This window comes from Shinella yambaruensis, assembly GCF_050859155.1.
GTDB lineage: Bacteria > Pseudomonadota > Alphaproteobacteria > Rhizobiales > Rhizobiaceae > Shinella > Shinella yambaruensis.
Map to the genome: position 1 here is coordinate 3,244,733 of NZ_CP150638.1, position 24,009 is coordinate 3,268,741.

General features: G+C 65.0%; 24 protein-coding genes and 1 pseudogene. 6 read left to right on the forward strand and 19 right to left on the reverse strand.

Annotation, left to right across the window (positions count from 1 at the left end):
• Nucleotides 1–73: 73 nt before the first annotated feature.
• The 11 genes from WMC41_RS15810 to WMC41_RS15860 form a co-directional block, all read right to left on the reverse strand.
• Nucleotides 74–778, reverse strand: a complete 705-nt coding sequence (locus WMC41_RS15810; RefSeq protein WP_432344618.1) for an HpcH/HpaI aldolase family protein — start codon at nucleotides 776–778, stop codon at nucleotides 74–76.
• The gene (locus tag WMC41_RS15815; RefSeq protein WP_432344621.1) at nucleotides 775–1,587 is read right to left on the reverse strand and encodes an SDR family NAD(P)-dependent oxidoreductase; all 813 of its coding nucleotides are present in this window, start codon (nucleotides 1,585–1,587) and stop codon (nucleotides 775–777) included. The genes WMC41_RS15810 and WMC41_RS15815 overlap by 4 nt, the downstream gene beginning before the upstream one ends.
• Nucleotides 1,588–1,599: 12 nt before the next feature.
• Nucleotides 1,600–3,270: a hydantoinase B/oxoprolinase family protein gene (locus WMC41_RS15820; RefSeq protein ID WP_432344624.1), complete on the reverse strand. Its 1,671-nt coding sequence runs from the start codon at nucleotides 3,268–3,270 to the stop codon at nucleotides 1,600–1,602.
• An 11-nt stretch (nucleotides 3,271–3,281) separates the two neighbouring features.
• Nucleotides 3,282–5,345, reverse strand: coding sequence for a hydantoinase/oxoprolinase family protein (locus tag WMC41_RS15825; RefSeq protein WP_432344627.1), 2,064 nt, complete (start codon nucleotides 5,343–5,345; stop codon nucleotides 3,282–3,284).
• A 317-nt stretch (nucleotides 5,346–5,662) separates the two neighbouring features.
• Nucleotides 5,663–6,601, reverse strand: coding sequence for a nitrogen assimilation transcriptional regulator NAC (gene nac, locus WMC41_RS15830; RefSeq protein ID WP_432344629.1), 939 nt, complete (start codon nucleotides 6,599–6,601; stop codon nucleotides 5,663–5,665).
• 268 nt (nucleotides 6,602–6,869) lie between these two features.
• A complete protein-coding gene (locus WMC41_RS15835) occupies nucleotides 6,870–8,078 on the reverse strand; it encodes an aspartate transaminase (RefSeq protein ID WP_432344632.1) in 1,209 nt (402 codons plus the stop codon).
• A 22-nt stretch (nucleotides 8,079–8,100) separates the two neighbouring features.
• Nucleotides 8,101–8,844, reverse strand: a complete 744-nt coding sequence (locus WMC41_RS15840; protein ID WP_432344633.1) for a branched-chain amino acid ABC transporter ATP-binding protein — start codon at nucleotides 8,842–8,844, stop codon at nucleotides 8,101–8,103.
• Nucleotides 8,834–9,607, reverse strand: a complete 774-nt coding sequence (locus WMC41_RS15845; RefSeq protein ID WP_432344635.1) for an ABC transporter ATP-binding protein — start codon at nucleotides 9,605–9,607, stop codon at nucleotides 8,834–8,836. Before WMC41_RS15845 ends, WMC41_RS15840 begins: the two co-directional genes overlap by 11 nt.
• Nucleotides 9,604–10,590, reverse strand: a complete 987-nt coding sequence (locus WMC41_RS15850) for a branched-chain amino acid ABC transporter permease (RefSeq protein ID WP_432344638.1) — start codon at nucleotides 10,588–10,590, stop codon at nucleotides 9,604–9,606. The genes WMC41_RS15845 and WMC41_RS15850 overlap by 4 nt, the downstream gene beginning before the upstream one ends.
• 74 nt (nucleotides 10,591–10,664) lie before the next feature.
• Complete coding sequence (locus WMC41_RS15855) at nucleotides 10,665–11,537, reverse strand: branched-chain amino acid ABC transporter permease (protein WP_244768426.1); 873 nt, start codon at nucleotides 11,535–11,537, stop codon at nucleotides 10,665–10,667.
• Between the two features lie 21 nt (nucleotides 11,538–11,558).
• Nucleotides 11,559–12,752: an ABC transporter substrate-binding protein gene (locus tag WMC41_RS15860; RefSeq protein ID WP_432344642.1), complete on the reverse strand. Its 1,194-nt coding sequence runs from the start codon at nucleotides 12,750–12,752 to the stop codon at nucleotides 11,559–11,561.
• A gap of 288 nt (nucleotides 12,753–13,040) precedes the next feature.
• On the opposite strand from WMC41_RS15860, the gene WMC41_RS15865 reads away from it, so the two are divergent.
• From WMC41_RS15865 to WMC41_RS15880, 4 genes and pseudogenes are all read left to right on the forward strand, one after another.
• The gene (locus WMC41_RS15865; RefSeq protein ID WP_244768424.1) at nucleotides 13,041–13,184 is read left to right on the forward strand and encodes a DUF1127 domain-containing protein; all 144 of its coding nucleotides are present in this window, start codon (nucleotides 13,041–13,043) and stop codon (nucleotides 13,182–13,184) included.
• Nucleotides 13,185–13,364: 180 nt separating this feature from the next.
• Nucleotides 13,365–14,045, forward strand: a pseudogene (locus WMC41_RS15870) (integrase core domain-containing protein); the annotation flags it as partial.
• A 27-nt stretch (nucleotides 14,046–14,072) separates the two neighbouring features.
• On the forward strand, nucleotides 14,073–14,450 hold the full coding sequence (locus tag WMC41_RS15875) for a hypothetical protein (RefSeq protein WP_432344646.1): 378 nt from the start codon (nucleotides 14,073–14,075) through the stop codon (nucleotides 14,448–14,450).
• Nucleotides 14,447–14,962: a hypothetical protein gene (locus WMC41_RS15880; RefSeq protein WP_432344648.1), complete on the forward strand. Its 516-nt coding sequence runs from the start codon at nucleotides 14,447–14,449 to the stop codon at nucleotides 14,960–14,962. The genes WMC41_RS15875 and WMC41_RS15880 overlap by 4 nt, the downstream gene beginning before the upstream one ends.
• Nucleotides 14,963–14,978: 16 nt before the next feature.
• Here WMC41_RS15880 and WMC41_RS15885 read toward each other — a convergent pair whose 3' ends face one another.
• From WMC41_RS15885 to WMC41_RS15900, 4 genes are all read right to left on the reverse strand, one after another.
• The gene (locus tag WMC41_RS15885; protein ID WP_432344651.1) at nucleotides 14,979–15,320 is read right to left on the reverse strand and encodes a DUF1515 family protein; all 342 of its coding nucleotides are present in this window, start codon (nucleotides 15,318–15,320) and stop codon (nucleotides 14,979–14,981) included.
• A gap of 90 nt (nucleotides 15,321–15,410) precedes the next feature.
• Nucleotides 15,411–15,689, reverse strand: coding sequence for a hypothetical protein (locus tag WMC41_RS15890; protein ID WP_432344654.1), 279 nt, complete (start codon nucleotides 15,687–15,689; stop codon nucleotides 15,411–15,413).
• Nucleotides 15,686–15,877, reverse strand: coding sequence for a hypothetical protein (locus tag WMC41_RS15895; protein WP_432344657.1), 192 nt, complete (start codon nucleotides 15,875–15,877; stop codon nucleotides 15,686–15,688). The genes WMC41_RS15890 and WMC41_RS15895 overlap by 4 nt, the downstream gene beginning before the upstream one ends.
• Nucleotides 15,878–15,879: 2 nt before the next feature.
• A complete protein-coding gene (locus tag WMC41_RS15900; RefSeq protein WP_432344659.1) occupies nucleotides 15,880–16,641 on the reverse strand; it encodes a hypothetical protein in 762 nt (253 codons plus the stop codon).
• Between the two features lie 248 nt (nucleotides 16,642–16,889).
• Here WMC41_RS15900 and WMC41_RS15905 point away from each other — a divergent pair, with 248 nt between their 5' ends.
• Both WMC41_RS15905 and WMC41_RS15910 read left to right on the forward strand, forming a co-directional pair.
• Entirely contained in the window at nucleotides 16,890–17,048 is a 159-nt protein-coding gene (locus WMC41_RS15905) for a hypothetical protein (protein WP_432344662.1), read from the forward strand.
• A gap of 60 nt (nucleotides 17,049–17,108) precedes the next feature.
• The gene (locus WMC41_RS15910) at nucleotides 17,109–17,291 is read left to right on the forward strand and encodes a hypothetical protein (protein WP_432344664.1); all 183 of its coding nucleotides are present in this window, start codon (nucleotides 17,109–17,111) and stop codon (nucleotides 17,289–17,291) included.
• A gap of 48 nt (nucleotides 17,292–17,339) precedes the next feature.
• Here WMC41_RS15910 and WMC41_RS15915 read toward each other — a convergent pair whose 3' ends face one another.
• The 4 genes from WMC41_RS15915 to WMC41_RS15930 are packed head-to-tail and all read right to left on the reverse strand — an operon-like array spanning nucleotide 17,340 to nucleotide 24,007.
• Nucleotides 17,340–18,110: a hypothetical protein gene (locus WMC41_RS15915; RefSeq protein ID WP_432344667.1), complete on the reverse strand. Its 771-nt coding sequence runs from the start codon at nucleotides 18,108–18,110 to the stop codon at nucleotides 17,340–17,342.
• On the reverse strand, nucleotides 18,110–20,233 hold the full coding sequence (locus WMC41_RS15920) for a hypothetical protein (RefSeq protein WP_432344668.1): 2,124 nt from the start codon (nucleotides 20,231–20,233) through the stop codon (nucleotides 18,110–18,112). The genes WMC41_RS15915 and WMC41_RS15920 overlap by 1 nt, the downstream gene beginning before the upstream one ends.
• Before the next feature lie 19 nt (nucleotides 20,234–20,252).
• Nucleotides 20,253–23,585 carry a TipJ family phage tail tip protein gene (gene gpJ / locus WMC41_RS15925; RefSeq protein WP_432344671.1) on the reverse strand — a complete coding sequence of 1,111 codons (3,333 nt, stop codon included), beginning with the start codon at nucleotides 23,583–23,585 and terminating at the stop codon, nucleotides 20,253–20,255.
• Nucleotides 23,582–24,007 carry an NlpC/P60 family protein gene (locus WMC41_RS15930; RefSeq protein ID WP_432344674.1) on the reverse strand — a complete coding sequence of 142 codons (426 nt, stop codon included), beginning with the start codon at nucleotides 24,005–24,007 and terminating at the stop codon, nucleotides 23,582–23,584. The genes gpJ and WMC41_RS15930 overlap by 4 nt, the downstream gene beginning before the upstream one ends.
• Nucleotides 24,008–24,009 lie beyond the last annotated feature (2 nt).

Here is a 24,009-nt window from a genome sequence, read left to right on the forward strand (position 1 = left end):
CCTGCAACAGCTCGATCTTGCTCACGGGGATTCTCAAGAGAATGTGGTGGCCGGATTTCGTGCTCACGCAGGATCAGGCGCTGGCAAGGGCGCTCTTTACCGCGGCCAGGCCGCGGCGCAGGAACGGATCGGAGTGGACGTAGAAGAACTGCACTCCTCGCTCGCGCCAGTGTAGGATTTCATCGAGCGTGGCGAGCGTGCCGGCCACCTTGCCGGCGGCGCGGATTTTTTGCACCGCCTCGGCGACCTTTTCCGTCACCACCGCCGGGCGCGGCTCGCCGAAAGGCGGGGCGGGCGCAAAGCCCATGTCCTGCGACAGGTCGCCGGGACCGATGAAGAAGACGTCGATGCCCCCGACGGCGAGCATGGCTTCGAGATTATCGATGGCGCGCACCGTCTCGATCATCGCGACGACGAGGCGCTTTTCATGGTCGGCCGGCAGGGCGTAGCGCACCGCCTCCACGATGGCGCGGGCCTCCTCCGCCGTGTCGACCATCGGCACCATGATGCCGTCCGCCCCGGCATTGAGATAGCGGATGATCAGCGGGCGCTCATGCGACTGCGGGCGCACGATCGCAGCGCCGCCGACGGAGCGGACGATCTGCGCCGTCATGCGCACGTCCTCAAAACTCCAGGTGCCGTGCTCGCAATCGACAAAGACGCTGTCCGCCCCGAGCTCCACCAGCCGGGCGGCAAGACCCGAAGAGGCGTGGTGCGGGGTGACCATGGTGACGGCCTCGCCGGCGGCAAGCCGCGCGCGCAGTTTCGCGCCGTTCATCGGCGTTTCTCCTTGGGAAGGTCCGGCGTATCGGCGGGGGCGCCGACCCAGCGCGCGGTCTCGATATCGGCGGAGGTGTCGCGCATGAATGTCGGGCAGATGTGCAGCTCGGGGATCATCGCGCCCTTTTGCAGGCTGGCGCAGAGCAGGATGGCGCGGGCGACGTCGTGCGGGTTCAGCATCACCGCGCGCTCGCTGTCGAGCGGCGGGCGGGCGCGGTTGTCCATGATCGGCGTGTCGGTCTCGCCGGGCAGGATCGTCGTCGCGCGGATACCCTGGTTGCGATAGGTGTTGTGCAGGAAGGTCATGAAGTTCTTCACGCCCGCCTTGGCCGCGCCATAGGCCGCCCCGCCGAGGAGGTTCGGATTGACCACGGCGAGCGAGGAGACGGTGATGATCGTTCCCCCGCCTTTGGCGATCATGTCCTCCAGCACCGCCTGGGTGAGGTTGAAGACGGCGGTCAGGTTGACATTGACCGTCGCATTCCACTCTTCCTCGCTGATGAAGCGGGCGTTCAGCACCTTGCTGGCGCTGCCGGCATTGTTGACGAGGATGTCGACCGGCCCGAGCGTCTCGCGCACCCATTCGACGGCGGAGAAGATTTCCTCCCGCGAGGCGATGTCGAGCGGGCGCACCGCCGCCTTGCCGCCGTGCGCGGCGATCTCGGCCGCCACGTCCTCGAGCGGCCCGGCGCGCCGGCCGGTCAGCACCACATGGGCGCCCTCGCCGGCCAGCAGCAATGCCGTCTCCCGGCCGATCCCCGTTCCCGCGCCGGTGACGAGCGCAATCTTCCCGTCGAGCAATCCCATCTTCATCTCCTCCTATTCGGCCGCCGCCCGTTCCTTATAACCGTAGCGGGTGCGCGCCGCTTCCGGCGTGACCAGTCCTTCAGCGAGATCCTGCGCGATCAGCTCGGCGCTGCGTTCGGCCGCCCGGCCCCAGCCGCCGCCGCCGGGGGTCTCGACCTCCAGCCGCTCGCCGGTCTTCAGCACGACCTTGCCCTTGGGAAACTGCGGCCGGCCTTCCTTCATCACCTTGCCGGGCGTGCCGCTCTCGCCCTCCACCACGCCGAAGCAGGGATGGCGCACGCGCTCGGAGGCGAGATAGATGCTCATCGGGTTGCGGCCGAGATTGCGCAGCACGACGCGCTGGCCGAGCCCGCCGCGATGCTTGCCCGCCCCGCCCGAGTCGGCGATCAGCTCCTTGCGCTCGGTCAGCACCGGCACGGCGATCTCGAACATCTCCACCGCCGTCACCTTGCAGTTCGACGGGAAGCTCAGCGTGTCGAGCCCGTCGAATTCCGCCCGCGCGCCCTGTCCGCCGTGAAAATTCTGCACGGAGCCGTATTGCGAACCGTCGTCGCGCTGGCCGACGCAATTGGCCGCCCAGATCGGCGCGCCGCCGCTGTCGCCCATCACCTTTTCCGGCACGACCTTCTCCAAAGCCCTGAAGATCAACGAGGGGATGACATGGCCGATCAGGTTGCGCGAATTGCCCGCCGTCCATTGCTGCGGATTGAGAATCGAGCCGAGCGGCGCCTCGTCGGTGATCGGCACGATGCAGCCCTCGTTGTTCGGCGTTTCCGGATCGAGCAGGCATTTCAGCGCATAGACCGAATGGGCATAGCGGTAGTTGGTGCGGCAATTGATCGAATGCAGCACCTGATCCGAGGTGCCGGCGTAGTCGACATGGATCGAGTCGTCCCTGACGATGACGGAGGCGCAGAGTTTTACGTCCGTATCGTAGCCGTCGAGCAGCACCTCGGCCGAATAGGTACCGTTCGGCCATTGCCGGATCGCCTTGCGCGCCTGCGCCTCGGAGCGCGAATGGATCGCCTCGGCGAGCCCGTCGATGTCGTCGAGCCCGTATTCGTCGAGGAACTTCACCAGCTCCCGGCCCATGACATTGTTGGCGGCGATCATCGATTCGAGGTCGCCCTTCACCTCCGTCGGCAGGCGCACGGAGGCGGCGATGATGTCGAAGACATCCTCGTTCGGCACGCCGGCCTTGAGCAGCTTGACGATGGGGAAGCGGATGCCCTCTTCGAAGATGTCGCTCGCCTCCGAATGCAGCGGCGCGCCGCCGATATCGGGGAGATGCGCGATGGAGCCGGCATAGGCGACGACCTTGCCGTTCTTGAAGATCGGCGTGATCATCGTCACGTCCGGAAGGTGGCCCGTGCCGATCTCCGGATCGTTGGTGGCGAGCACGTCGCCTTCCTGCAGGGTCTCGACCGGGAATTTCGGCAAAAAGTATTTCTGCGCGGCGACGGGCAGCGAGGTGATGAAGACGGGGATCGACCAGGTGCACTGGGCAAGTGCCCTGCCCTTGCTGTCCATCAGCACGGTCACATAGTCGTGGTTCTCGCGCACGATGGGCGAGAAGGCCGTCTTGCCGAGCACGGTATCGGCCTGGTCGGCGATGAAGATCAGGCGGTTCCACATCACCTGGAGATTGATCGGATCGTTGAAATCGGTAGCGGTCTTCGACATCTGCCGTCCCCTTAATCGATGTTGATGACGAGGTTGCCGCTGGCATCCACGTGGAAGGTGCTGGCCGGGCCGACGACCGCGGTCGATTCGCGCTGTTCGACGATGGCCGGTCCCTTGACCGTTTCGCCGACCGGCAGCTTATAGTGGTCGTAGACCGCCGTTTCCGTATAGGTCCCGATCTCCGAGAAATAGACCGGCCGGCTGCCCTTCTTCGCATCCGCCACCTCGGTGCGGTGCGGCCGCGTCACCTGGTCCTTCTCGCCGCTCGCGCGCAGCCGCCAGGTGATCGCCTCGACGGGCGCGGCGACGGTGCGGCCGAACAGCTCGCGATAAAGCTTGAAGAAATTGTCGAGGAGCTGCCGGCGGAACGCGTCCAGCGGCAGGCCGCGATCCGGCAGGGCGACGGTGATCTCGTGCCCCTGCCCGACATGGCGCATGTCGACGGTATAGCGGTTGCTAATCGTCGCCTTCTCGACGCCCGCCGCCGAGACGACTTCGGCGCCCTGGCCGGCGAGATCGTCGAGAATGGCGTTCATCGCCACCATGTCCCAGCTATCGACCGCCATCGGATGGCTGACGGAAAGATCGACCGCGACGGGCGCGATGAGGAGGCCGATGGCCGAGGTGACGCCCGCCCCCGTCGGGCAGATCACCCGCCTGATGCCGAGCTTGCGGGCGATGCCGTAGGCATGCACCGGCCCCGCGCCGCCGAAGGCGACCATGGGCAGCGAGCGCGGATCGACGCCGAGGTCGGTGGCATGCATCGCCGCCGCCTTGCTCATGGATTCGTTGACGAGGTCGTGGATGCCCCAGGCGCAACGCTCCACGGAGACGTTCAACGCCGTCGCGAGCTTGGCCATCGCCTCCTGCGCCGCCTCCTTCGAGACCTTGAACGAGCCGCCGACGAAGGAGCCGGTGCCCATGTAGCCGAGCAGGATGTCGGCATCGGTGACGGTCGGTTCCGTGCCGCCGCGCTGGTAGGCGGCCGGACCGGGCGCGGCGCCCGCCGAGCGCGGGCCGACATCGAGCAGGCCGAGCGGGTTCTTCGCCGCGATCGAGCCGCCGCCCGCGCCGATCTCGATCATCTGGATCGACTGGATTTTCAGCGGATAGCCGGAGCCCTTGCGGAAGCGATGATAGTGCGCCACTTCGAGGTCGGTCCCGACGGTCGGCTCGCCGTTCGGGATGAGGCAGAGCTTTGCCGTCGTGCCGCCCATGTCGAAGGAGAGGACGCTCTCCTCCCCGGCGATGCGGCCGAACTCCGCCGCCGCGACCGCGCCGGCCGCCGGGCCGGATTCGATCAGCCGCACCGGCAGTTCCGCCGCGCGCTGGCTCGGCACGAGGCCGCCGGAGGAGGTCATCCACAGCACCTGCCGGTCGATGCCCTTCTCGGCGAATTCGCGCTGGAGATGGGCGACATGGCCGGCCATCTGCGGGCGGGTATAGGCATTGACGACGGTGGTGGAGGCGCGGTCGAACTCGCGCATCTCCGGGCAGACCTCCGAGGAGAGCGAGACGAAGATGTCCGGGTCCTCCTCGCGCAGCAGCGCAGCGACGCGCTTCTCGTGCTGCGGATATTTATAGGCATGCAGCAGGCAGACGGCGACGGAGCGGATGCCCCTCTCGCGCAGCCGGCCGGCGATCTCGCGCACGCTCTCTTCGGAAAGCTCGGTCATCACCGCACCGTCGGCGGCGATGCGCTCCTCCGCGCCGTGGCAATTGGCGCGGGCGACCAGCGGATCGGGATACTTGATGTTGAGGTCGTAGAGGTCGTAGCGCCCCTCGTTGCGGATGCGCAGCATGTCCTGGAAGCCGGCGGTGGTGACGAAGCCGGTCTCGACGCCCTTGCGCTCCAGCACGGCATTGGTGACGACGGTGGTCGCGCCGAGCACCTGCAGGCCGGCGATGTCGATCGACCCGCCGTGCAGGTCGAGCAGTTCCGTGACGCCCTGCACCACGGCCTCGGCCGGGTTGTGCGGCGTGCTCAGCACCTTGTGGAGATGCAGCTCGCCCTTGTCGTCGAGAAGGGCGAAGTCGGTGAAGGTCCCGCCAGTGTCGAAAGCCAGTTTTGCCATGTTTCCCTCGGAGCGGTCGGATGGTTCGAGCCTCGAACCCGTTACTGCCCCGAAGGGTAGGAGACGGAAGCGCGCCTTGGCCAACACAACTACCGTCTGCCGCCATAGGGTTTGGTTATGGCCGTCCTGCTCCGCCACACCCCCCTCTGCCCTGCCGGGCATCTCCCCCTCAAGGGGGGAGATTGGATGGAGCGCCGTTTCGCCCATCTTTGACGTTGCTGATGGAGCAGGGTTTTCGCTTCTTGCCGATCTCCCCCCTTGAGGGGGAGATGCCCGGCAGGGCAGAGGGGGGTGTGGCGGAGCAGGACGGCCGATGCTTAAACCGGCCGAATCCCCTGATGATGACTGCTCATCAGCCGCGAAACGATCTCAAGCAGCACCGAGCGGGCGGCGATCGCCGGCTCCGACAGCGGCAGGTGGTCGGAGACGCAGAGCGATATGGTGGCGTCGATCACCGGCTTGGTCAGCGCCCGCACCTCCGCGCCGGCAAAGCCCGAGGTCTCGGTCACCACGGAGGCCGGCAGGATGGTCGAGCCGAGGCCATCGAGCACGGCGGCGCTGAGCGCAGGGACGGATTCGATCTCGGAGATGACCTCGGGCGAAACCCGCGCCCGGGCCAGCGCGTCGTCGATGAGGCGGCGGAGCAGGTGCGCCTTGCTGGGGAGCAGCAGGGGCACGTCCTGGAGCGCGGCGAGCGGCAGAGGGCGGCCGGGTTCGGCGGGGAACTGCGTGCCGGGCGGGGAGACGAGGAACATCTCCTCGCGGAACAACGGCTGGAGCGTCACGCCCTTGATGGGATTGGCGGCATAGATCAGCGCCATGTCCATCTTGCCGGTCATGATCAGCTCGGACAGGATATGGCCGAAGCTGTCGTTGACATGCAGGATGATATGCGGATGACGCGCCCGCATTTCCTTCAGCAGGGGAAGCGAAAGCGCGCTGGAGGTGGAGTAGGTGGCAAGGCCGATGGAGACGCGGCCGGCGACCGATTTCGCCGCCTGGTCGATGTCGATCTGCGCCTGGTCCAACTGCTTCAGCATGAGCTGGGCGTGACGGTAGAGGATCAGCCCCGCCTCGGTCGGCGCGATGCCGACATTGCTGCGGATCAGCAGCTTGTGCTTGAAATGGGTTTCGAGCGAGGCGATCTGCTGGGACAGCGCCGGCTGGGCGGTGCGCAGGATCGCCGCGGCGCGGGAAACGCTTCCCGTGTCGACGATCTTGACGAAACTCTTCAGCTTGCGGAAATCGACGCTCATGGTCCCTCCCTTTGCCGGACCCTAAGCGTTCGGATGGGCGGGGCGCAAGGGCCAGTTGCTTGTGGTTCGGGCATCACCCCCCTCTGCCCTGCCGGGCCTTGAGGTCGTTCTGCCCCTCACCCTAACCCTCTCCCCGCAAGCGGGGAGAGGGGACGTGCCCCACGCAAGGATATCGGGTTGGGGAAGCCGGCGCGGCATATCCCTTCTCCCCGTTTACGGGGAGAAGGTGGCCGGCAGGCCGGATGAGGGGCAATTGCCCGCACGATCCTCAACGGAGCGCCGCAACAGCCCTCTCGATACGATCGCACGCCTCCCGGATCGCCTCCATCGACGTGGCGATCGACAGCCGGAAATGGGGGGAGAGGCCGTAGGCGGCGCCTTGCAGGGCGGCGACGCCGACGCCGTCGAGGAGGTAGAGCACGAAATCGAGGTCCGTCTCGATGACCTTGCCCTCGGGCATGCGCTTGCCGATCACCCCGGCGCAGTTGGGGAAGAGATAGAAGGCGCCGTCCGGCACGGTGCAGGAGAGGCCCGGTATGGCGTTGAGCCGGGCGCAGGCATAGTCGCGGCGCTCCTTGTAGACCGCGACGCTGTCGCGCACGAAAGCCTGGTCGGCCGTCAGCGCGTAAGCCGCGGCGGCCTGGCTGACGGAGGACGGGCACGAGGACATCTGCGACTGGAGCTTGTTGATCGCGGCGACGAGCGGCGCGGGACCGGCGGCGTAGCCGATGCGCCAGCCGGTCATGGCGTAGGATTTGGAGACGCCGTTGGTCAGCAGGATGCGGTCCTTCAGGGCGGGGACGGCGGCGGCGAGCGTCGTCATCGGCTCGTCGCGGAACCAGACCTGGTCGTAAATGTCGTCCGACAGCACGAACACCTGCGGGTGGCGGAGGAGCACGGCGCCGAGCGCCTCCAGCTCGGCGCACGAATAGGCGGCGCCCGTCGGGTTGGAGGGCGCGTTGAGGATCAGCCACAGCGTCTTCGGCGTGATCGCCGCCTCCAGCGCCTCGGGCGTCAGCTTGAAGCCCTGCGCCTCCGGGCATTCGACGATGACCGGCGTGCCGTCATTGGCGATCACCATGTCCGGATAGGACACCCAGTAGGGCGCGGGCACGATGACCTCCGCGCCGTTCTCGACGCTCGCCATCAGCGCGAGGAAGAGGATCTGCTTCGCCCCGCCGCCGACGCAGATCTCGTTCTCCGCATAGTTGAGACCGAGGCGGCGCTTGAAGTCGCCGATGATCGCCCTGCGCAGGGCCGGCGTGCCGTTGACGGCGGTGTATTTCGTCTCGCCGCGGTCGATGGCGGCGTGGGCGGCGGCCTTCACGTCGTCGGGCGTGTCGAAATCCGGCTCGCCGACGGTCATGTCGACGATGTCGCGGCCGGCCGCCTTCAGGTCGCGCGCCCGGGCCGACGCGGCTGAGCTGGGCGAGACCTTTATGCGCGAGACGCGGGAGGCGGGGGTGAACGTGCTCATGAAAATGACCTCGATTGGTGGATCAATGCGGCGCCTCGGCTTCCCCGCGCATCTTGCCCGTCAGGAAGAGTTCGCCGAGTTCGTCATGGGTGATATCGGCCGGCCGCCCGTCCCAGATCACCTTGCCGAGCCGCAGGATGACCGCCCGCTCGGCGACCTCCATGGCCTTCTTGGTGTTCTGCTCGACGAGCAGGATCGTCTGGCCGGAGGCGTGCAGGCGCAGGAGCTCGTCGAAGACGATGCCGATGGCGGCGGGCGAGAGGCCCACCGAGGGCTCGTCCACCAGCAGCACCTTGGGGCGCTGGAGCACGGCCATCGCGACTTCGAGAAGTTGCTGCTCGCCGCCGGACATGTTGCCCGCCAGCGTCGTGCGGCGCTTCTTCAGGATCGGGAAGAGATCGTAGACATAATCCCGTTCGGCCCTCACCTTCTCGTCGCGGATCGTGTAGGCCGCCATCTGGAGGTTCTCGTCGACGGTCATCACCGGGAAATTGCAGCGCCCCTGCGGCACGAAGGAAATGCCCTCGCCGAGGATCGCCCGCGACTTGTAGCCGGCGATGTCTTTTCCACGCCAGTTTATCCTGCCGCCCTTGATGGTGGTCATGCCGTAGAGCGTCTTGAGCAGCGTCGATTTCCCCGCCCCGTTCGGCCCCATCAGCGCGACGAACTGGCCGGCCGGCACGTCGAGGTCGACGCCGTTGAGGATGTCGAGATTGCCGTAGCCGGCGCGAAGGCCGGCGATCGAAAGGTTCGTCTCAGCCGCCAAGATAGGCCTCCCTCACGCGCTGGTCCTGGATGATGTCCTGCGGCAGTCCCTCGGCCAGCTTCTGCCCCTGGTCGAGCACGATGACGCGCCGGCAGATGCTGGTGACCACGTCGATATTGTGCTCGATGACGAGGAAGCTGACGCCGAGCGAGGTGTTGGCGTAGAGGATGGTCTCCACCACCCGCTCGATGATCTTCGGGTTGATGCCGGCCATCGGCTCGTCGAGCAGGATGAGCTTGGGCTCCGGCATCAGCATGGAGGCGAACTGGATCAGCTTCTGCTGGCCGCCGGAAAGATTGCCCGCCGGCTGGTGGCGCACGTCCCAGAGGCCGGCCATCCTGATGAGCTCGCGGGCGCGCTCGCGCAAACCCGCGATGCGCTGGCGCGACAGCTTCCCGATGCTGAAGGTCGACAGGATCGACGGGAAGGTGAACATCTGCCCGGCGATGATCAGATTCTCCTCCACGTCGAGCGAGCGGAAGGTGACGGTCTTCTGGAAGGAGCGCAGCATGCGGCCCTCCCGCGCGATGCGGTTCAGCGACCAGCCGGTGATGTCCTGCCCGTCGAGCACGACCGTGCCGGTATCGGGCTTGGCAAGGCCGGTGCTGCAATCGAAGAAGGTCGATTTTCCCGAGCCGTTCGGCCCGATCAGCCCGGCGATCTCGCCGCGGTCGATATGCAGGCTGACATCGTTGACGGCCTTCACCGCGCCGTAGCTCTTGGTGAGGTTCCGGATGTCGAGAAGCGGAAGATGAGTCGTCATTTCGCGCCTCCGATGGCGTTCCACACCCGGTTGATGACCGGCGCGAAGCCCCGCTTGAACCAGAAGACCAGCACCAGGAGGCAGAGGCCGTAGGCGATCATGCGCAGTTCCGGCGTGATGCGCAGAGCCTCGGTGAGGCCGACGAAGAGCAGGCTGCCGAAGATGGTGCCGGAGATCATGCCCGCCCCGCCGCCGAGGACGATGATCAGCATGGTGGTGGAATAGTACATCTGGAAGGTGAGCGGGCTCACCACCGTCAGATAATGCGCATAGAGGCTGCCGCCGACGCCGGCGAAGACGGCACTGAGCATGAAGACGATCAGCTTGTAGTGCCAGGTCGGCACGCCGAGGGATTCGGCCAGCGTCTCGTTCTCGCGGATCGCCACCATGTTGCGGCCGGCCGGCGAGCGGACGACGGCGAAGACCGCGAGCGTCGCGAGAATGCCGATGGCGAGCGCCAGGTAATAGAAGCCGGTGGTGCCGCCCACGGTGAAGGAGAGCGGGCCGAGCTCGAAATAGGGTTTCGGGATGCCGGAAAGCCCCATGTCGCCGCGCGTCACCGAGATCCAGTTCTTGGCGATGGCCTGGCCGATGATGACGAAGCCGAGCGTGCACATGACGAAGGAGGTGGAGCGCAGGCGCAGCGCAGGCACGCCGAGCGGCAGCGCCACCAAGCCTGCCGCAAGGCCTGCAACGATCGCGTTGACGTAGAAGGGCGTGCCGTAGCCGATGGCGAGCAGTCCCGCCGCATAGGCGCCGATGCCGAAGAAGGCGGCCTGGGCGAGCGAGAGCAGCCCGGTATAGCCGACGAGCAGGTTCAGCCCGTGCGCCGGCAGCATGAAGACGAGCGCGATGACGAGCGCGTGGATGACGTAGCGGCTGCCGATGAAGGGCGCGGCAAGCGCCACGGCGAAGAGCAGGATGCCGAGCGGGATGCGATAATCGCGCCGGCGCGCCCGTTCGCTGGTTTGCGTGAGAGACATGTCGGGTCCCCAAAAGTTCGAGAGGAGTTTCACGCCCGGAGCGCCGAAGCGTTTTCCGCTTCGGCTGACTGCCCCTAGAAGCGCGCCTGCGTCGAGAACAGTCCGTGCGGCCGCCACATCAGCATCAGGATCAGCGTCGCAAAACCCACCGTGTCGCGGTATTGCAGGCCGACATAGGTGGCGACGAGGCTTTCGGCGATGCCGAGGATCATGGCGGCGAAGAAGGTGCCGCGCACATTGCCAAGGCCCCCCATGATGATGATCGGCAGCGTCTTGAAGGTGATGAGCTCGCCCATGCCACCATAGACGCTGACATTGACGGGCGCGGTGAGGACGCCCGAGAGCGCCGCCAGCGCCGCGCCGAGGATGAAGGTCCTCAGCACCACCTGCGGCACGTCGATGCCGACCACCTCGCAGCATTCGACGTTCTGCGACACCGCCCGCATAGCCTTGCCCATGCGGCTGTGCGTCACCATCAGCTCCAGCCCGATGAAGACGAGCAGGCAGACGACGAGGATGAGCACGCGCTGCTCGGCGAGCGAGAAGCCGAGGATCGAGACGGGCTCGATATAGCCGCCGGAGAAGAACTTGTAGCCGCCGCCGAAGACGAGGATGACGGTGTTCTGCAGGACGAGCGCGATGCCGAGCGTGGCGAGCACCCCGGATTCCGCCGGGGCCCCCACCATGCGGCGCATCACGAGCTGCCCCACCACATAGGCGATGACGATGGTCGAGAGGATACCGACGACGATCGAGGCCTCGTAGGACAGACCAAGATAATCGATGGCGAACCAGGCCCCGAAGGTGCCGAGCATGTAATATTCGCCATGGGCGAAGTTGATCGCCCTGAGCACGCCGAAGATCATCGTCATGCCGACCGCGACGATGGCATAGACCGAACCGGTCACGATGCCGTTGACGATCTGCTCGATAAGGGTCGAGACCATGGGCCTGTCCTCCCGACCGGCTCAGTTGGCAGGATACTGGATATCCGCCGTGAAGGCGCCCTTGATGCTCGGCTTGCCGTCCTCGATCTGCAACAGGATCATCGGCAGGCGGGCCTGATTGTGGTCGTCGAAGGTCACCTCGCCCACCGGGCTCTTGTACTTGATCTTCGACAGCGCGTCACGCACCGCCTCGCGCTCGACGCTGCCGGCCTCGCGCACCGCGGCGGCGAGCAGGTTCACCGTGTCCCAGTGGACATAGGCATGGTTGTTCGGCGCTTCATTGTAAGTCGTGGTGAACTTTTCGACGAAGGCCTTGCTTTCTGGCGAATCCCAGGCCGGCAGCCAGGCGGCGGCCTCGACGGCACCCTCAAGCGCCGTCGGCGCGGAGGCGATGGTCTTTTCGGTGTTGAACTCGCCGTTGCCGACCAGCGTCACCTTACCGGCAAGGCCGAGCTCGACCATCTGGCGGGCGATGATCGGCGTCGTGTCGGCAAGGCCGTACATGATGATCGCCTGAGCCCCGCCGTCGCGGATCTTCGCCAGCACGCTGCGGAAGTCGACCTCGCCTTCCTTGTAATAGTCTTCCGAAAGGATCTCACCCTTGAACTCGGGCAGGTATTTCTTGGTGAACTCGATGGCCGAGCGGCCGTAGTCGCTATCGACGGACAGCACGGCGAACTTGGTGAAGCCGCGCTGCTCGGCGGCGTATTTCGCCACGACATAGGCGCGGTTCTCGTCGGTCGGATAGTTGCGGTAGGTCCACTTGAAGCCGCCGACGCCCGCGCCGTAGGTGATCTTCGGGTTGGACGACGCGGCGTTCAAGAGCAGCACGCCGGCATCTTCCGCGACCGGCTGCATGGCGAGCGTCACGGAGCTGGAGACGTCGCCGATGACGAAATCCACCTCGTCCTGGTCGATCAGCCGGCGGGTCGCCGAGACGCCCTCGACCGGCGTGCCCTGGCTGTCGGCATTGTAGAGCTCGATCTTGTGGCCGTTGACGCCGCCGGCGTCGTTGATCTCCTTGACCGCCAGTTCCGCGCCATGCATCGAGAAGGCGCCGTAGCGGGCGTTCGGGCCGCTCATCGGCGCGACGATGCCGAGCTTGATCGGCGCTTCATCGGCCTTCGCCTCGCCGGCAAGACCCGGCGCAAGGGCGGCCACGGTGAGGAGGGCGGTGGAAAGGCAAAGCATTCTGCGGGTAAGCGTGTGTGTCATGTTCCCACTCCTGGTTCGGATATCCTCGTCCGGTCCATACCGCACGATCAAAGGCCGTTTTCCCGGCTCTTTTGGTCAGCCAGTCGCCAACTCCGGTCAGAGTAGGGTCATGCACGGGGCCTTGGCCAACACAACTCCATTCTGCCGCCATAGCGTTTCGCGATAGCAAACTTTAGGAGTCGCGTTCTTTTTCAGTGTCATGCAATTGGGGCATGCCTACGCTGCAGGCATGTGCATGTTCATCGGTCAGGAAGGCGTCTATATATTGTTCAACAAAAGGAGTTGATCATGAACCTCTTCGCAAAGCTCAAGAAATATGCCGCCGACCGCCGCGCCGTCCATGAGCTCGGCGCCCTGGACGACCGCGCCCTTCAGGATCTGGGCATCTCCCGCTCCCACATCCGCTCTGCCGTCACGGGCAACGGTCGCTAAGGCCGGACAGAATTATCGCAACCGGTTGAAGACAGCGCAAAGGCGGCCGCTTCTGCGCTATTTTCTTGTCTATCGGCAAGGAGTCGGACGTCTGAGCTAATGGCTCTGACGTGCTCCCCTGAAATATCCTCGGTTTGAGGTTAGTCTGTTCTCCGGAGATGGAGACAGAGAATGAATCGATCCCGTTTCGGCAACGTGAACTGGGCCATGAAGGAGAAGGCTATTCGCAGCACCACGCCTGCTGCCTAGTGGACATCGATCCACGCGTCTTCCGGTATCGGTCGACACGCGGCGATGATGCTGCCATCCGGGCGCGGCTGCAAGAGTTGGCCCGCGAGAGGCGCCGCTTCGGTTAGCGTCGCTTTCATATCCTGCTGAAGCGGGAAGGTGTCAAGGTCAACTGGAAGAGGCTCTATCGGCTCCACAAGGGAGCGGCTGACCGTACGCAAGCGCCGCGGCCGCAAAAGGGCGCTGGGAACGCGAGCGCCGATGGCAGCCCCACGGTGACCACCAGCGCTGGAGGCTGGTCTTCGTCTCGGATGTGCTGGTCGACGGTAGGCGCTTTCATGTCCTTGGCGTCTTCGATGACTTCAGTCGCAAGTGTCTTGCACCGTGGTCGACAACTCGCTGTCCCACCAGCGTGTCGGCCGTGAACTGGACAGGATCGCGCTCAGCACGGGTTATCCCTGCATGACTCAACGAACAGCTCTTCACCAGCTACCGCCATGCCGGAGAGATTATCGAAGACTGGAGAAACGACTACAACTTGAACAGCCCCCGTACGGGCCTCGGCGGCTTGACCCCTTATGAGTTCGCAACCCGGTCCAGACAGGACCAAACTCGAAAAGGGCTAACTTATAAACGCGGACAATCAGGGGAGCACGACACTTGCAGACCGACGACAGCGAGCGCCGGGAGGCGGCGAACGTCATCCGCTCGCTGGTCATGAGCATTGTCATGCCGCGCGAAGGACGGGGAGAACTGGAACTGGGGGCCTACGGCGCGCTAGCCGAGTTGCTCAACCTGTCGCACCGGAAAACGGGAGAGTTGCCACGCACTGCATTGATGGTAGCGGAGGTCCGTTCTGATCAGGACAGCCGACACCCTGAACGGACCGAGATCAGCCTGGGAACATGGCAGATACGGCTTGGCCGAGCGATGCGGGAATATCTGAAGATCCGGCCACCAGAGGCCGCAAACTCGGACGATGCTAGTATTGGAGGAGCCGCCTCGCTATTATCAACAGACAAAAAAGGGAATGGATGATCACCACCAACCTGTGGCACCTTGATCACCAGCACGACATGCTCATTGAGCTTGGGAGGCTGACGATCCGATGGGCGGAAGCAGACCGCCTTATGGTCGGCATTTTAGATGCCACCTTGGAGAACAGAGCCGCGGCTCAAAACATCGTCTTCGCAGGATCCAATGCCGGCCAGCAGCGCTTCAACGCTTTCGTTGAAACGATAGGAACATCGGGTCTCCCGCAAGAGGAGCGTCAGTCGATCATCAAACACATAGGGCGCCTGAAGAGTCTCTATGGCGCTAGAAACGCGCTGACCCATGAGCCAATATTTACGGACATTCGGTTTGATAACGGGAAGCTGAAGTTCGGAGCCCGGTCCCTGACCAGAGATGGATCGAGCCGCCCAATGGATGTTGCTAAGATCAAGGCTCATATCCGCAAGGTTGATGCGATTCTAAGCGACCTTGAGGACATCCACGACCAGATGGTCGCCGATAGACATGACCCGGATGATGAGCCGGTCTCGAGGTAGACGACATCCGTCACGGTTAGGACGTCCACCCGAACTTGATGAGAAGCCACTTCCCCGCCGTGGCGAGCGTGGCGCCGAACGCGGCAGCGACGAAGACGATCAGCATGCGCATGCCGATGAACCGCTCCTTCCACCGGTCGATTTCGGCCGTCGTCGTCTTCACCTGAGTAAGCTGGTCCTTCAGGTCTTCCGACTTCCTGTCCACGTCGTCGAGCCGGCGCTCAAGGTTCTCCAGCTTGGAATACTGCTGCTTGCGGTCGGATCGCGCCTGGTCCTGGTCGGCCAAGACACGGTCCATCTTGGCGTCGAGTGCGCCGAGTTGCTGATGAACCGCGGCGTCGATCTCCGGCGGACTCATTTCCAGCACCCCTGCCGGACACCGTGTGCATTGTGGCCGGCAACGCCATTGGCGAACTGGCGATCCATTGTGGCGATGTGAACAGCAGTCTCAAGGCTTGGCTGAAGCTTCCGCCAACCGTCGCAGGCATTCCCTTTCGTCGTCTCGGAGCAGCCCGAGATGACGGCACAGGCCAGCAAGATCGGAACGAGATATCTCATCGTCGGTAGCGCTCCTTTCGCGCAGGGCTTTGACGGATTGTTCAAGGGCGGCGACGGCGGCCTCCTGCCGCCCCTCTCGCTTGCCAAGGTAGTGCGCGGCCGGCGTGGCGATCAGCGCGCCAAGGGCGATACCGCCGGCAATCTTGGCCGCATCGAGGAGGCCGATCACGTCGCCCACCCGAGACGCTTTGCAGCGGCATAGGCCATTTCGACGCCCGCGCCGATGGCGAGGCCCAGAAGCATCAGGATATCGGGATCTGCGCCAATCTGGTTGCCGAGGTCAGCGTCCAGAAGCCCGGCTGTGACCAAGGCGGCCGCAAGATAGCGCAGGGCGATTCGAGCGATGACGGCGGTCATGGCTATTTCCTTCCGAACAGGCTGAGGATGGCGGCGACAAGAGCGGACAGGCCGGAGCGCGTCGGTGCGGGCGCTGGTTCGGCCACAGGAGGCGCAGGAGCGGGTTTGGGCTCTGGGGCAGACTGAGACGCCTTCTGGCTATAACCCGCGTCCCTGAGCGCCTTTTCGAACGCCTTGGCATAGGTGGCGATCTTCGCCCCATTGCCGGCCGTATCGCCGTTCACGATGGCGCGGGAATTGTAGTATTTGAAGCCCGGCACATCAGGGCTTCGGGTGACGAGATAGTCGTAGTCGGCGAGCTTTTTCCCGGTGAAGAGTCCCTTCTCCATCCCGTCGAACGTCGCGCGGACAGAGGTCTTCAGATCCAGCGCCGACTCTTTGGAGAGTCCCAGTTTGCGGTAGTTCTCTTCGTGAGTTACCTGGATCAGGCCCCTCCCGAACCATCCCTGACGCCAGTAGGGCTTTGATACCCAAGGCAACTGGCCCTTGGCATAGGCGGTATCGAGGCGCTTGATTACCGTGGCGTCGGACGGGTTGCGGTCCTTGCTGTGAGCGTAGACCGTTTCCTTCACCGGCTGCATCTGCCCGCCGGTCTCGTGATAAACCTCGGACAGGATGGCCGCGAGATGGAAGAGCGAGGTCCCTCGCCTCTCCGCCTCGTCAAGGATGGCCTCACAGCCGTTGACCTGGCCTTGGGTGAGCGAGGTGCCGAAGATGCCGGACGCGCGCTGGCGCACGCTGGCGTAAAACGCTGCGCGGTTCATGTGATGTCCTTTTCGATAAGAAGCGCCGCCTGCGCGGCTAGGTGCAGTCGCGCACGGAGGCGACGGGAGGGAGATGGAATTTCAAAACGCGGCGCGGTACAAAGGCGCTGCCGGGTGTTCCCCCAAAGTCCTCCCGGCGGGACCCGGTTGGGCGATAGGGCGCTTGGCCGGGTCTTTTGGTTTTAGTATCCTGAGTTGCATTCTCTTCTTCGGCATGCTTCATAAGCTGCTAACGAAAGGAGAGGCCCATGGAAGATAGCACAAACAAGGCTAGTGACGCGGACAAGAACGAACGCCCTTCAGAGCCGCCGGTTGTCGGCGAGGATGGCGATGTCTATTTCTTCAATCCATGGGACAAACATTTCGAAGCTGAGCAAAAGGCTCAAACGCACAAATTCGAGTTCTGAGCATCACCGCCGGCAGCGCTGCATGTTTTCATTCCGGCCCGTTCGAGCTAGACTTCAAACATGGACCTGTTCGCGCGGCTTGCATTGAGGATGGCATACTGGCTTCGCCATCCGCCGTCGCGCCAGCAGGTCTACGTGATGGCTATCGTCGTTGCCGTTGGCGCGCTTATCGTCACAATCGAATATCTCGGCTACTGGCCCGAATGGATGAGAGCGCAGCGCATGCCTCGTACTCCCATTTGAAGAAGCCTCCGTTGTCTCATCCAACCGGTTGATCCGGCCAGGCGGACATCAGATCAGCCCGTGCTTGGCCATAAGCCACGTCTCGATAGCGCCCCGCGCCGCCGCCTGATCGGCCGCACCAAGGTCGCGGTCGTAGAGGCAAACATCGCCGATCCAACCCTTGAAGTCCGGCGCGATGGTGAAGCCCGTGACATCGAGGGGCACGACGGTGGTCGACGAAAACGCCATCTGCACGCCATTGATCCTGATGCGCGATCCCGAAGGGCCGCGACTGAACACGCCCACGATCGTCTGATCCGCCCAGACGTTCGCGCCGGTCGAGATCTGGGCCGTGGCATCACCGCGCCGGATGGCCAGCGCCGCCTTGCCTTCCGCATTTGCGGTGGCGAGCGCGATGCGGACGCCGGCGCGGGAATCGGAGATGGAGGGCTCGGGCTGGATGATTGTCGTCGCACTCGCGCCCAGAGGCCACCTCATGGCAAGCGCGACCGACCATTCGGTGTTGTTTGCAACCACATTCGGCCGGTAGCGGATCGCCGTCGCTTCCGCCGTTCCCGTGTCGAACATGGGAGACGGACTGTCGGGTACCGTCACCACCGACCAGATGCGGCCGGTCGTGTAAGGCGTCATGGCCCCATCGGCTGACGCCCTGTTGGCGATCGCGCCGGAGGGAGAGATCAGCTTGTCGCCGGCCGAGGCGATAAGCCGCCAGGACGGGAGGCTCGCAACGGCAACTTCCCGCGGATCGACGGTGATCTGGCGCAGGCCGGCGCCGGCCGACAGGTCTACGGATTCGTGGGTGCGGACGATAACGGGCATCAGAGGCTCCTTTGCTGATGGACGGCCCAGTTGTGCAGCGGCGCGCCGGTATATGGATGGAGGCGGAGAAGGCCGGCGGAATCACGCACCGCCCCGCGCGGCACGGTGGCCTGCACGCGGCCGGAGCCGATGTTGTGGCCGTCGAGCGCATACTCGATGCGCTCCGCGCCGCCGGACGGAACGGCGGCGAGCGTCAGGCGGATCACGCCGGTCCGATCGCCGACACCATTGTCTATCACCGTTGCGTTCGACACAGCCGTCTCGGTCGATCCGGCGAAGAACCGGATGCCGAGCCTGTCGGCCGCGGCGGTGGCGTCGATGACCAGCGGCGGCGACGGGACATGATACGTGACATCGACCTGCGTTCCCGTCCGCACGGCGGACTTGATGCGCAGGCAGTCCCAGCCCTGCGCGCCCCAAAGACCGTCCGCCATCGCATCGCCGAAGGTCCAGCCGTTGGCGGCCGAGCCGGAGCCGTTGAGGTGCAGATAGTCCGAGGACCACGCATGCTGATAGATCGGGCCGGCCAGGACATGCGTGCGCTGATGGATCGGAAGGGCCAGGCTGGCCTCGTGCAAGGAAATCATCGCCAGCGTCGAGCGCCGATGCGCAACCGTGTTCCCGAAGTTGCTCGGTTGAGACAAGAAGAACGGCACGCTGGCCACCTGTCCGTTGATGGCCTTGAGGCGGGTTTCGATGTCGCCCTGCCACTCGATGAGCATGTCGCCATAGGTTGCCTCGGCCATATCGGCTTCCCCGTGTGCACAGGGCGCAGCGGCGAACACAACGCGCCAGCCGAGCGCATTGGCAAGCACGGCCGCACGGTTCGCAGCCGCGATTGCGTTCTCGAATGCAACGGTGCCCTGTTTAAGATTTGCATAGGACATACCGCTGGCGGCGCCGTTAATGACCAGCACGCGTGTTCGGGCCCTCGCAGCGTCCGCATGCTCCATCATGCGATAGGCGGACGCGGAAGCGGGATCCTGGCCGATCACAGCCTTAAGCGCGGTGAAGCCAGTCATCGTGGCAGGGTTAAGGACCGGGGGCGTCTCTCCACCCGGGACCCCGTCCGTAATGCGTACGGTCGTGCCGGGACCTCGGTCCAACATCAGCATGCGGTCAGGATGGGCGGGAGCGATCGTGACGAGCGGGTTCTGGCCCCAGCTGTACATATTGCTCTGACCGAGCGCGAGAATGATGTAAAGCGCCGTGTCGTTGGACCATGCGTAATGGCGGCCACCGAAGGCTGCCGCAAAGCTGGTCACGGCGGACAGCCCCGGCCGCGTCAGCGCCACACGGAAGCTGGCTTTGTCGATCCCGGCTGAAACCGCACGGGCAGCTTCGCCGGTGCGCATTGCCGGGACCGTGGCACCATCCGTCGCAGAGAGACTGCCATCGGGCAGGATGACAGCCATAGGCGCTTCAGCGGTCGCCTGATCCTCCGTCACCGCTTCGACGCGCACCGTGCCCCCCCGGTCGATCGTCTGGAATATACGGCCGCTGCGGTCGATATCGACGAGTGCCGGCGCGGGATCGGTCGACCAGCGCAGGACGGGCAGTCCGCCCTCGGGCGTCAGTTGGCGGGTGATGCCGAACTTGTCGACTTCGCGCACAACGGAAACGGGGCTTCCCTGCACGAGACCGGCGGCCTCGACATAGCCGCCGCCTGGAGAAATCGAGCTACGCAAGGCGGTTTTTGCCTCCAGCTTTTCGCGGGCGATCGCCTCGGCGGCCGCTGCGGTTTTGATTCCGGTTAGGTTCGTGGCGAGATCGGCGGCACCTTGCCGCGATGCGACAATCTCCGAGGCCAGGCCCTCGGCGTCGGCTTCCGGCAGAGGACCTATGCGCGCCCAGGATCCGGAACCGGAGGCGCCCGACTTCTTGTAGACGCCCCGGTTCGCAAGGTTCGTATCGCCCAGCACCTTGCCGACGCTGCCTGCCGGCCATCCGAGATCTGCGAAGAGCTGTATCCGCGTCTCGTAGCTCGGGCCGTTGATCGCTCCGAGCTGAGCGGAGAGGAGACCAGGCTCGATCTGCCGCGCACCACCACCGCGCACGACGATGACGCTATCGGCAAGGCTGGTGAGCGGAAGGTTGGTGGCTTTAACGCCCGGAAGGCTCATGTGTCATCTCCATCGGGATCTAGGTGACAGTCACGGTGATCGGCCCGAGGGCGGGTCCGGGAATGCCGTTTTCGTTCTGAGGCTCCAGCCAAATCCGGTGCGTACCCTGGCTGAGGCACTTGTTCGTCTCGACGAACAGCACGATGTCGTCGATCGAGCCGTCGAGGATGTCGACGCCATGGAAACTGAGCCGGTTCGTGCCGGTAACGGCCTGGAGCCGGTCGCGCTTGACGCCGTTCGTCGTGGCGGGTGTGCCGCTGACCATGCCGCCGCCAGTGAGCTGCGGCGTCACGCTGCCGGCGACCATGTTCCTGCAACGGTAGGAGATACGGCACCAGCGGCCGGCCGTGACGGCGATTTCCTGCGCGGCGTCTCCATCGAATTCGGGCCAGTGGTACAGGCGGCCATTGTTGACGTACCAGGACGAATGCAGTTCCCAGTTCGCGTCGCCGCTGGAGAAGGTGCCGTTCTCGATGAGGTTCTTGCGCGTGCTGTCCCCGACGACCAGGCTGTAGTTCTGGCCCGGCCGGGTGGGGACTGGATCGCCCACCGCGTCCGTTGCGCGATTGAGCGTCGTCGACGTCGAGCGGTAGACCTGCACCTGTGCCGTCTTGTCGTCGGCCGTCGCAGTCCATTTGACGGTGACAGCGCCAAGGCCGCCGACAACGTCGACCAGGTCGTTGTCGAGCAGTGTCGGCAGATCGCCGTCCTCGCTGCCGACGACAACGGTGACGGTGACCGAGTATTCGGACGGCGTGCCCTCAGCCGTGAGCGCCCGGGCGCGCACCTGCACTGTGTTGCCGCGCAGGTAGCCGTTAAGCGTGACGCCGCCGGCAGCAGGCGGCACGTTGATCGTCGTCCACGCTCCGGACGTGCCCAGGCGATGGTTGATCTCAATGCGGCTGGTCGGGACTGGCCCGCCGCGCGGCTGCACGAACACCACGATGCCGTCAAGCGACCCGGTGCCCTCGATGCCGGTCACCACCCGTGTGATGCGCGGTTTCTGCGGCGCATCAAGGTTTGGATCGATCTCACCGCCGACGCGGCCGTTCCACGGGGGCGGTTCCTCGGCGTCGGTCAACGTGTCGATGATCTCCGCCGCATCGATCATGTGGACGATGGAGGAAAATTCCGTGCCCGCCTCGACGCCGGTCACAATCAACGGCATGTCGAGCGTCGCCATCTCCCCGAAGTGCACAAGCTCGTCTATCGGCGGTACGTCCGAGCCCGTCATGTAGAGCACCGTCGTTCGGCCAGGCCGCGTCTCGACCTCGCGCACGATGCTGGTGCCGATCGGGTTTTCCGACGTCACGCCGACGCGCCAGCGCAAGGCGTAGGTCGCGCCGGCCGACATGCTGACCTGCTCGTCGATCTCGACCATCCGGCCCTCGGCCCAGCGCACGCGGCCGGCGAACTGTGTGCGGTTGATCACGTCCGTCGAGACCATGACCTTGTCGCCCCGCGTGACGACACGCGCCGGGCCTTCCTGCACGACGGAATAGCTGTCGGGCCGGTGCATGACCTCGTACATGCGGCGCCGCGCCTCGATCCAGACCTCGTCCGGGTCGGTCTTGCCCGGCAGCTCCAGTTCCTCGATTTCGGTGATGGGACCGACATGTCCAGGCCACGGGATGATGCGCTCGCCGAGCTGATAGTCGTTGGTGGCGTCGAGGAACTTGACCCTGAACGCATGCGGCAGGCGCAGGTACATCCGCGAAGCCTTGAACGAATGCGAGTTGCGCGGGTTGATATGGTCGACGATGAGCGTCTGCGGTCGATCGATCACGCCGCCCCAAAGGATGCCGTCATGCCGCTGGCGCGCCCGGCCCGCGGCGCAGATCTCGGCGAGCAGGTCTCGGAGTGAAATCTCGAAATCGATCACCCGGTCATACTTCAGGCCCTTGACCCGGCAGAAGTCGTGCCATTCCTGCAACCACTCCATGTCCATGGCATAGGCAGGCACCGGGCGGGCGAGCACGCCGCTCTCCAGCACGAAACGGTAGAGAGAAGCCGGATTGGAAGTCTCCCGAATGATCCATGTGCCGGAGGCGTGATCCCAATCCAGGCACCACCGGGAGCACATGGCGTTGATGGTATCGAGCGACCCGTTGAGCTGGTGCGTGGCCTTGACGCGGCCGGCGATCAGCGAAAGCGGCTGTGAGAAATTGAGGGGGTACTCGGATCGTATCGTCTGGAGCGCCGACAGCACCGACCGGCTCTGGATGCGGTCGGACGTGTGCTCGTCCGTCATCCGTGTGAATTCCACTTCCCACCGCCCGCGCGACGGGAACGGCCATTCATAGGAGACGTTGAAGCCCTCGGTCTGCCGGCGCTGGATCGAGCAGGTTTCGACCAGCTGCCATGTCGACGTTCCCGCCTTGCGCTGGCGGATGCGGATCAGCACCGTCATCGGGTGCTTTTTCCCCTTCTTGTCGAAGCTGACCAATCCGCTCGGGAAAGAGAAGATCGCGTAGGCGCTCGTGGCATCAAGGCCCGTGTAGCGCACGACAGGCGTCTCTTCGGCCGGCCCGCTGATGACCTTGCCGGCGTCGTCGCGCGGCAGCGGTCGCGTCAGTTCCGTGCCGATGTTCTCTTCGAAGATCTGCCGCGGATAGAGCGAGATCCTGCCATCGGCCGGCACGCCGTCGCGCAGCTCAAGATCGACCTCGTCGTATTCCTCAATCGCCGTCTCGCCGATGCGCAGATCCGAACAGACGACGCGGCCATAGCCGGCCGTCAGGAGGAACCGCACGTACTGTAGATCGCCCGAGATCTCGGAATAGCTGGACGAGGCGAACGGCGGCGCGTAGCGCACCTTGCCGAGCACCAGCGGCACCACGCCGTCCGGCCGCATCTCGTTGCGCATGCCGCTGATCTGGTAGCTCCGCCGCTCCTTGTCGGCCTTCACCGGCGGCACCAGGGCATTGATCAGCAACCCGCCGATCGCCGTCACGCCGAGGCCGATGATCCCCTGCCATGCCCCGGCCGACAGACCGAACGTGCCGGCGAGCCCGACGCCCCACCACTGGCCGAGCGCGACGGCCGCGATCGACACGACCACCTGCAGAATGGACCGGAGGCCGTCGTCGCCCGGCAACAGACGGATGACGACATGCACGCCCGGCCGGGGGCGGACCCGATGCCAGTGCCTCAACTCGACAACGATGCTGCCGGCGGCATTCACCAGCATCACGCGCACGCGCGGAAGGGCATCCTTCGCAAGCCCGGGCAGCGCGACGGCGACGATATCCGCGATGGTGGACGTCTCCGGCATCGTCAGCAGGCGCCGGCCAGCGCCCGCGTCGATCATCGGCGCGGCCAGAACGGGCACGAAGCCCGACCTTTGATTCATGTCTGGATTTCCCTGGAAAGGAGATCGGCGTGGCGGAACACACCCGTCAGCCGATGGCGCCAGCGCCCTTGTGAATATTGCTCATGCTTGGCCTGCTCGCGGGCCATGACGTGGAGCATCAAGCCCGCCTGCACGACGAGCCCGACATGGGTGTCGAGGCTGCCGCACCGGAAGACCAGGACATCGAAAGCCCGGGCGGATGCCGGTTCGATTGCGGACCAGATGCCGCCCCGAGTGACGTTCCCGATATGCGCCGAGACTTCCGCCTGCTCCGTGACGGACGCATAGGCGCCGACATAGGACGGCAGGTCGATGCCGAGCACGTCGGCATAGGCGAGCCGCACCAGCCCATAGCAATCCACGCCCCGGCGATCACGGCCGAGATCTGCCCACGGCGTGCCGACATAGTCGTTGCTCCACATCG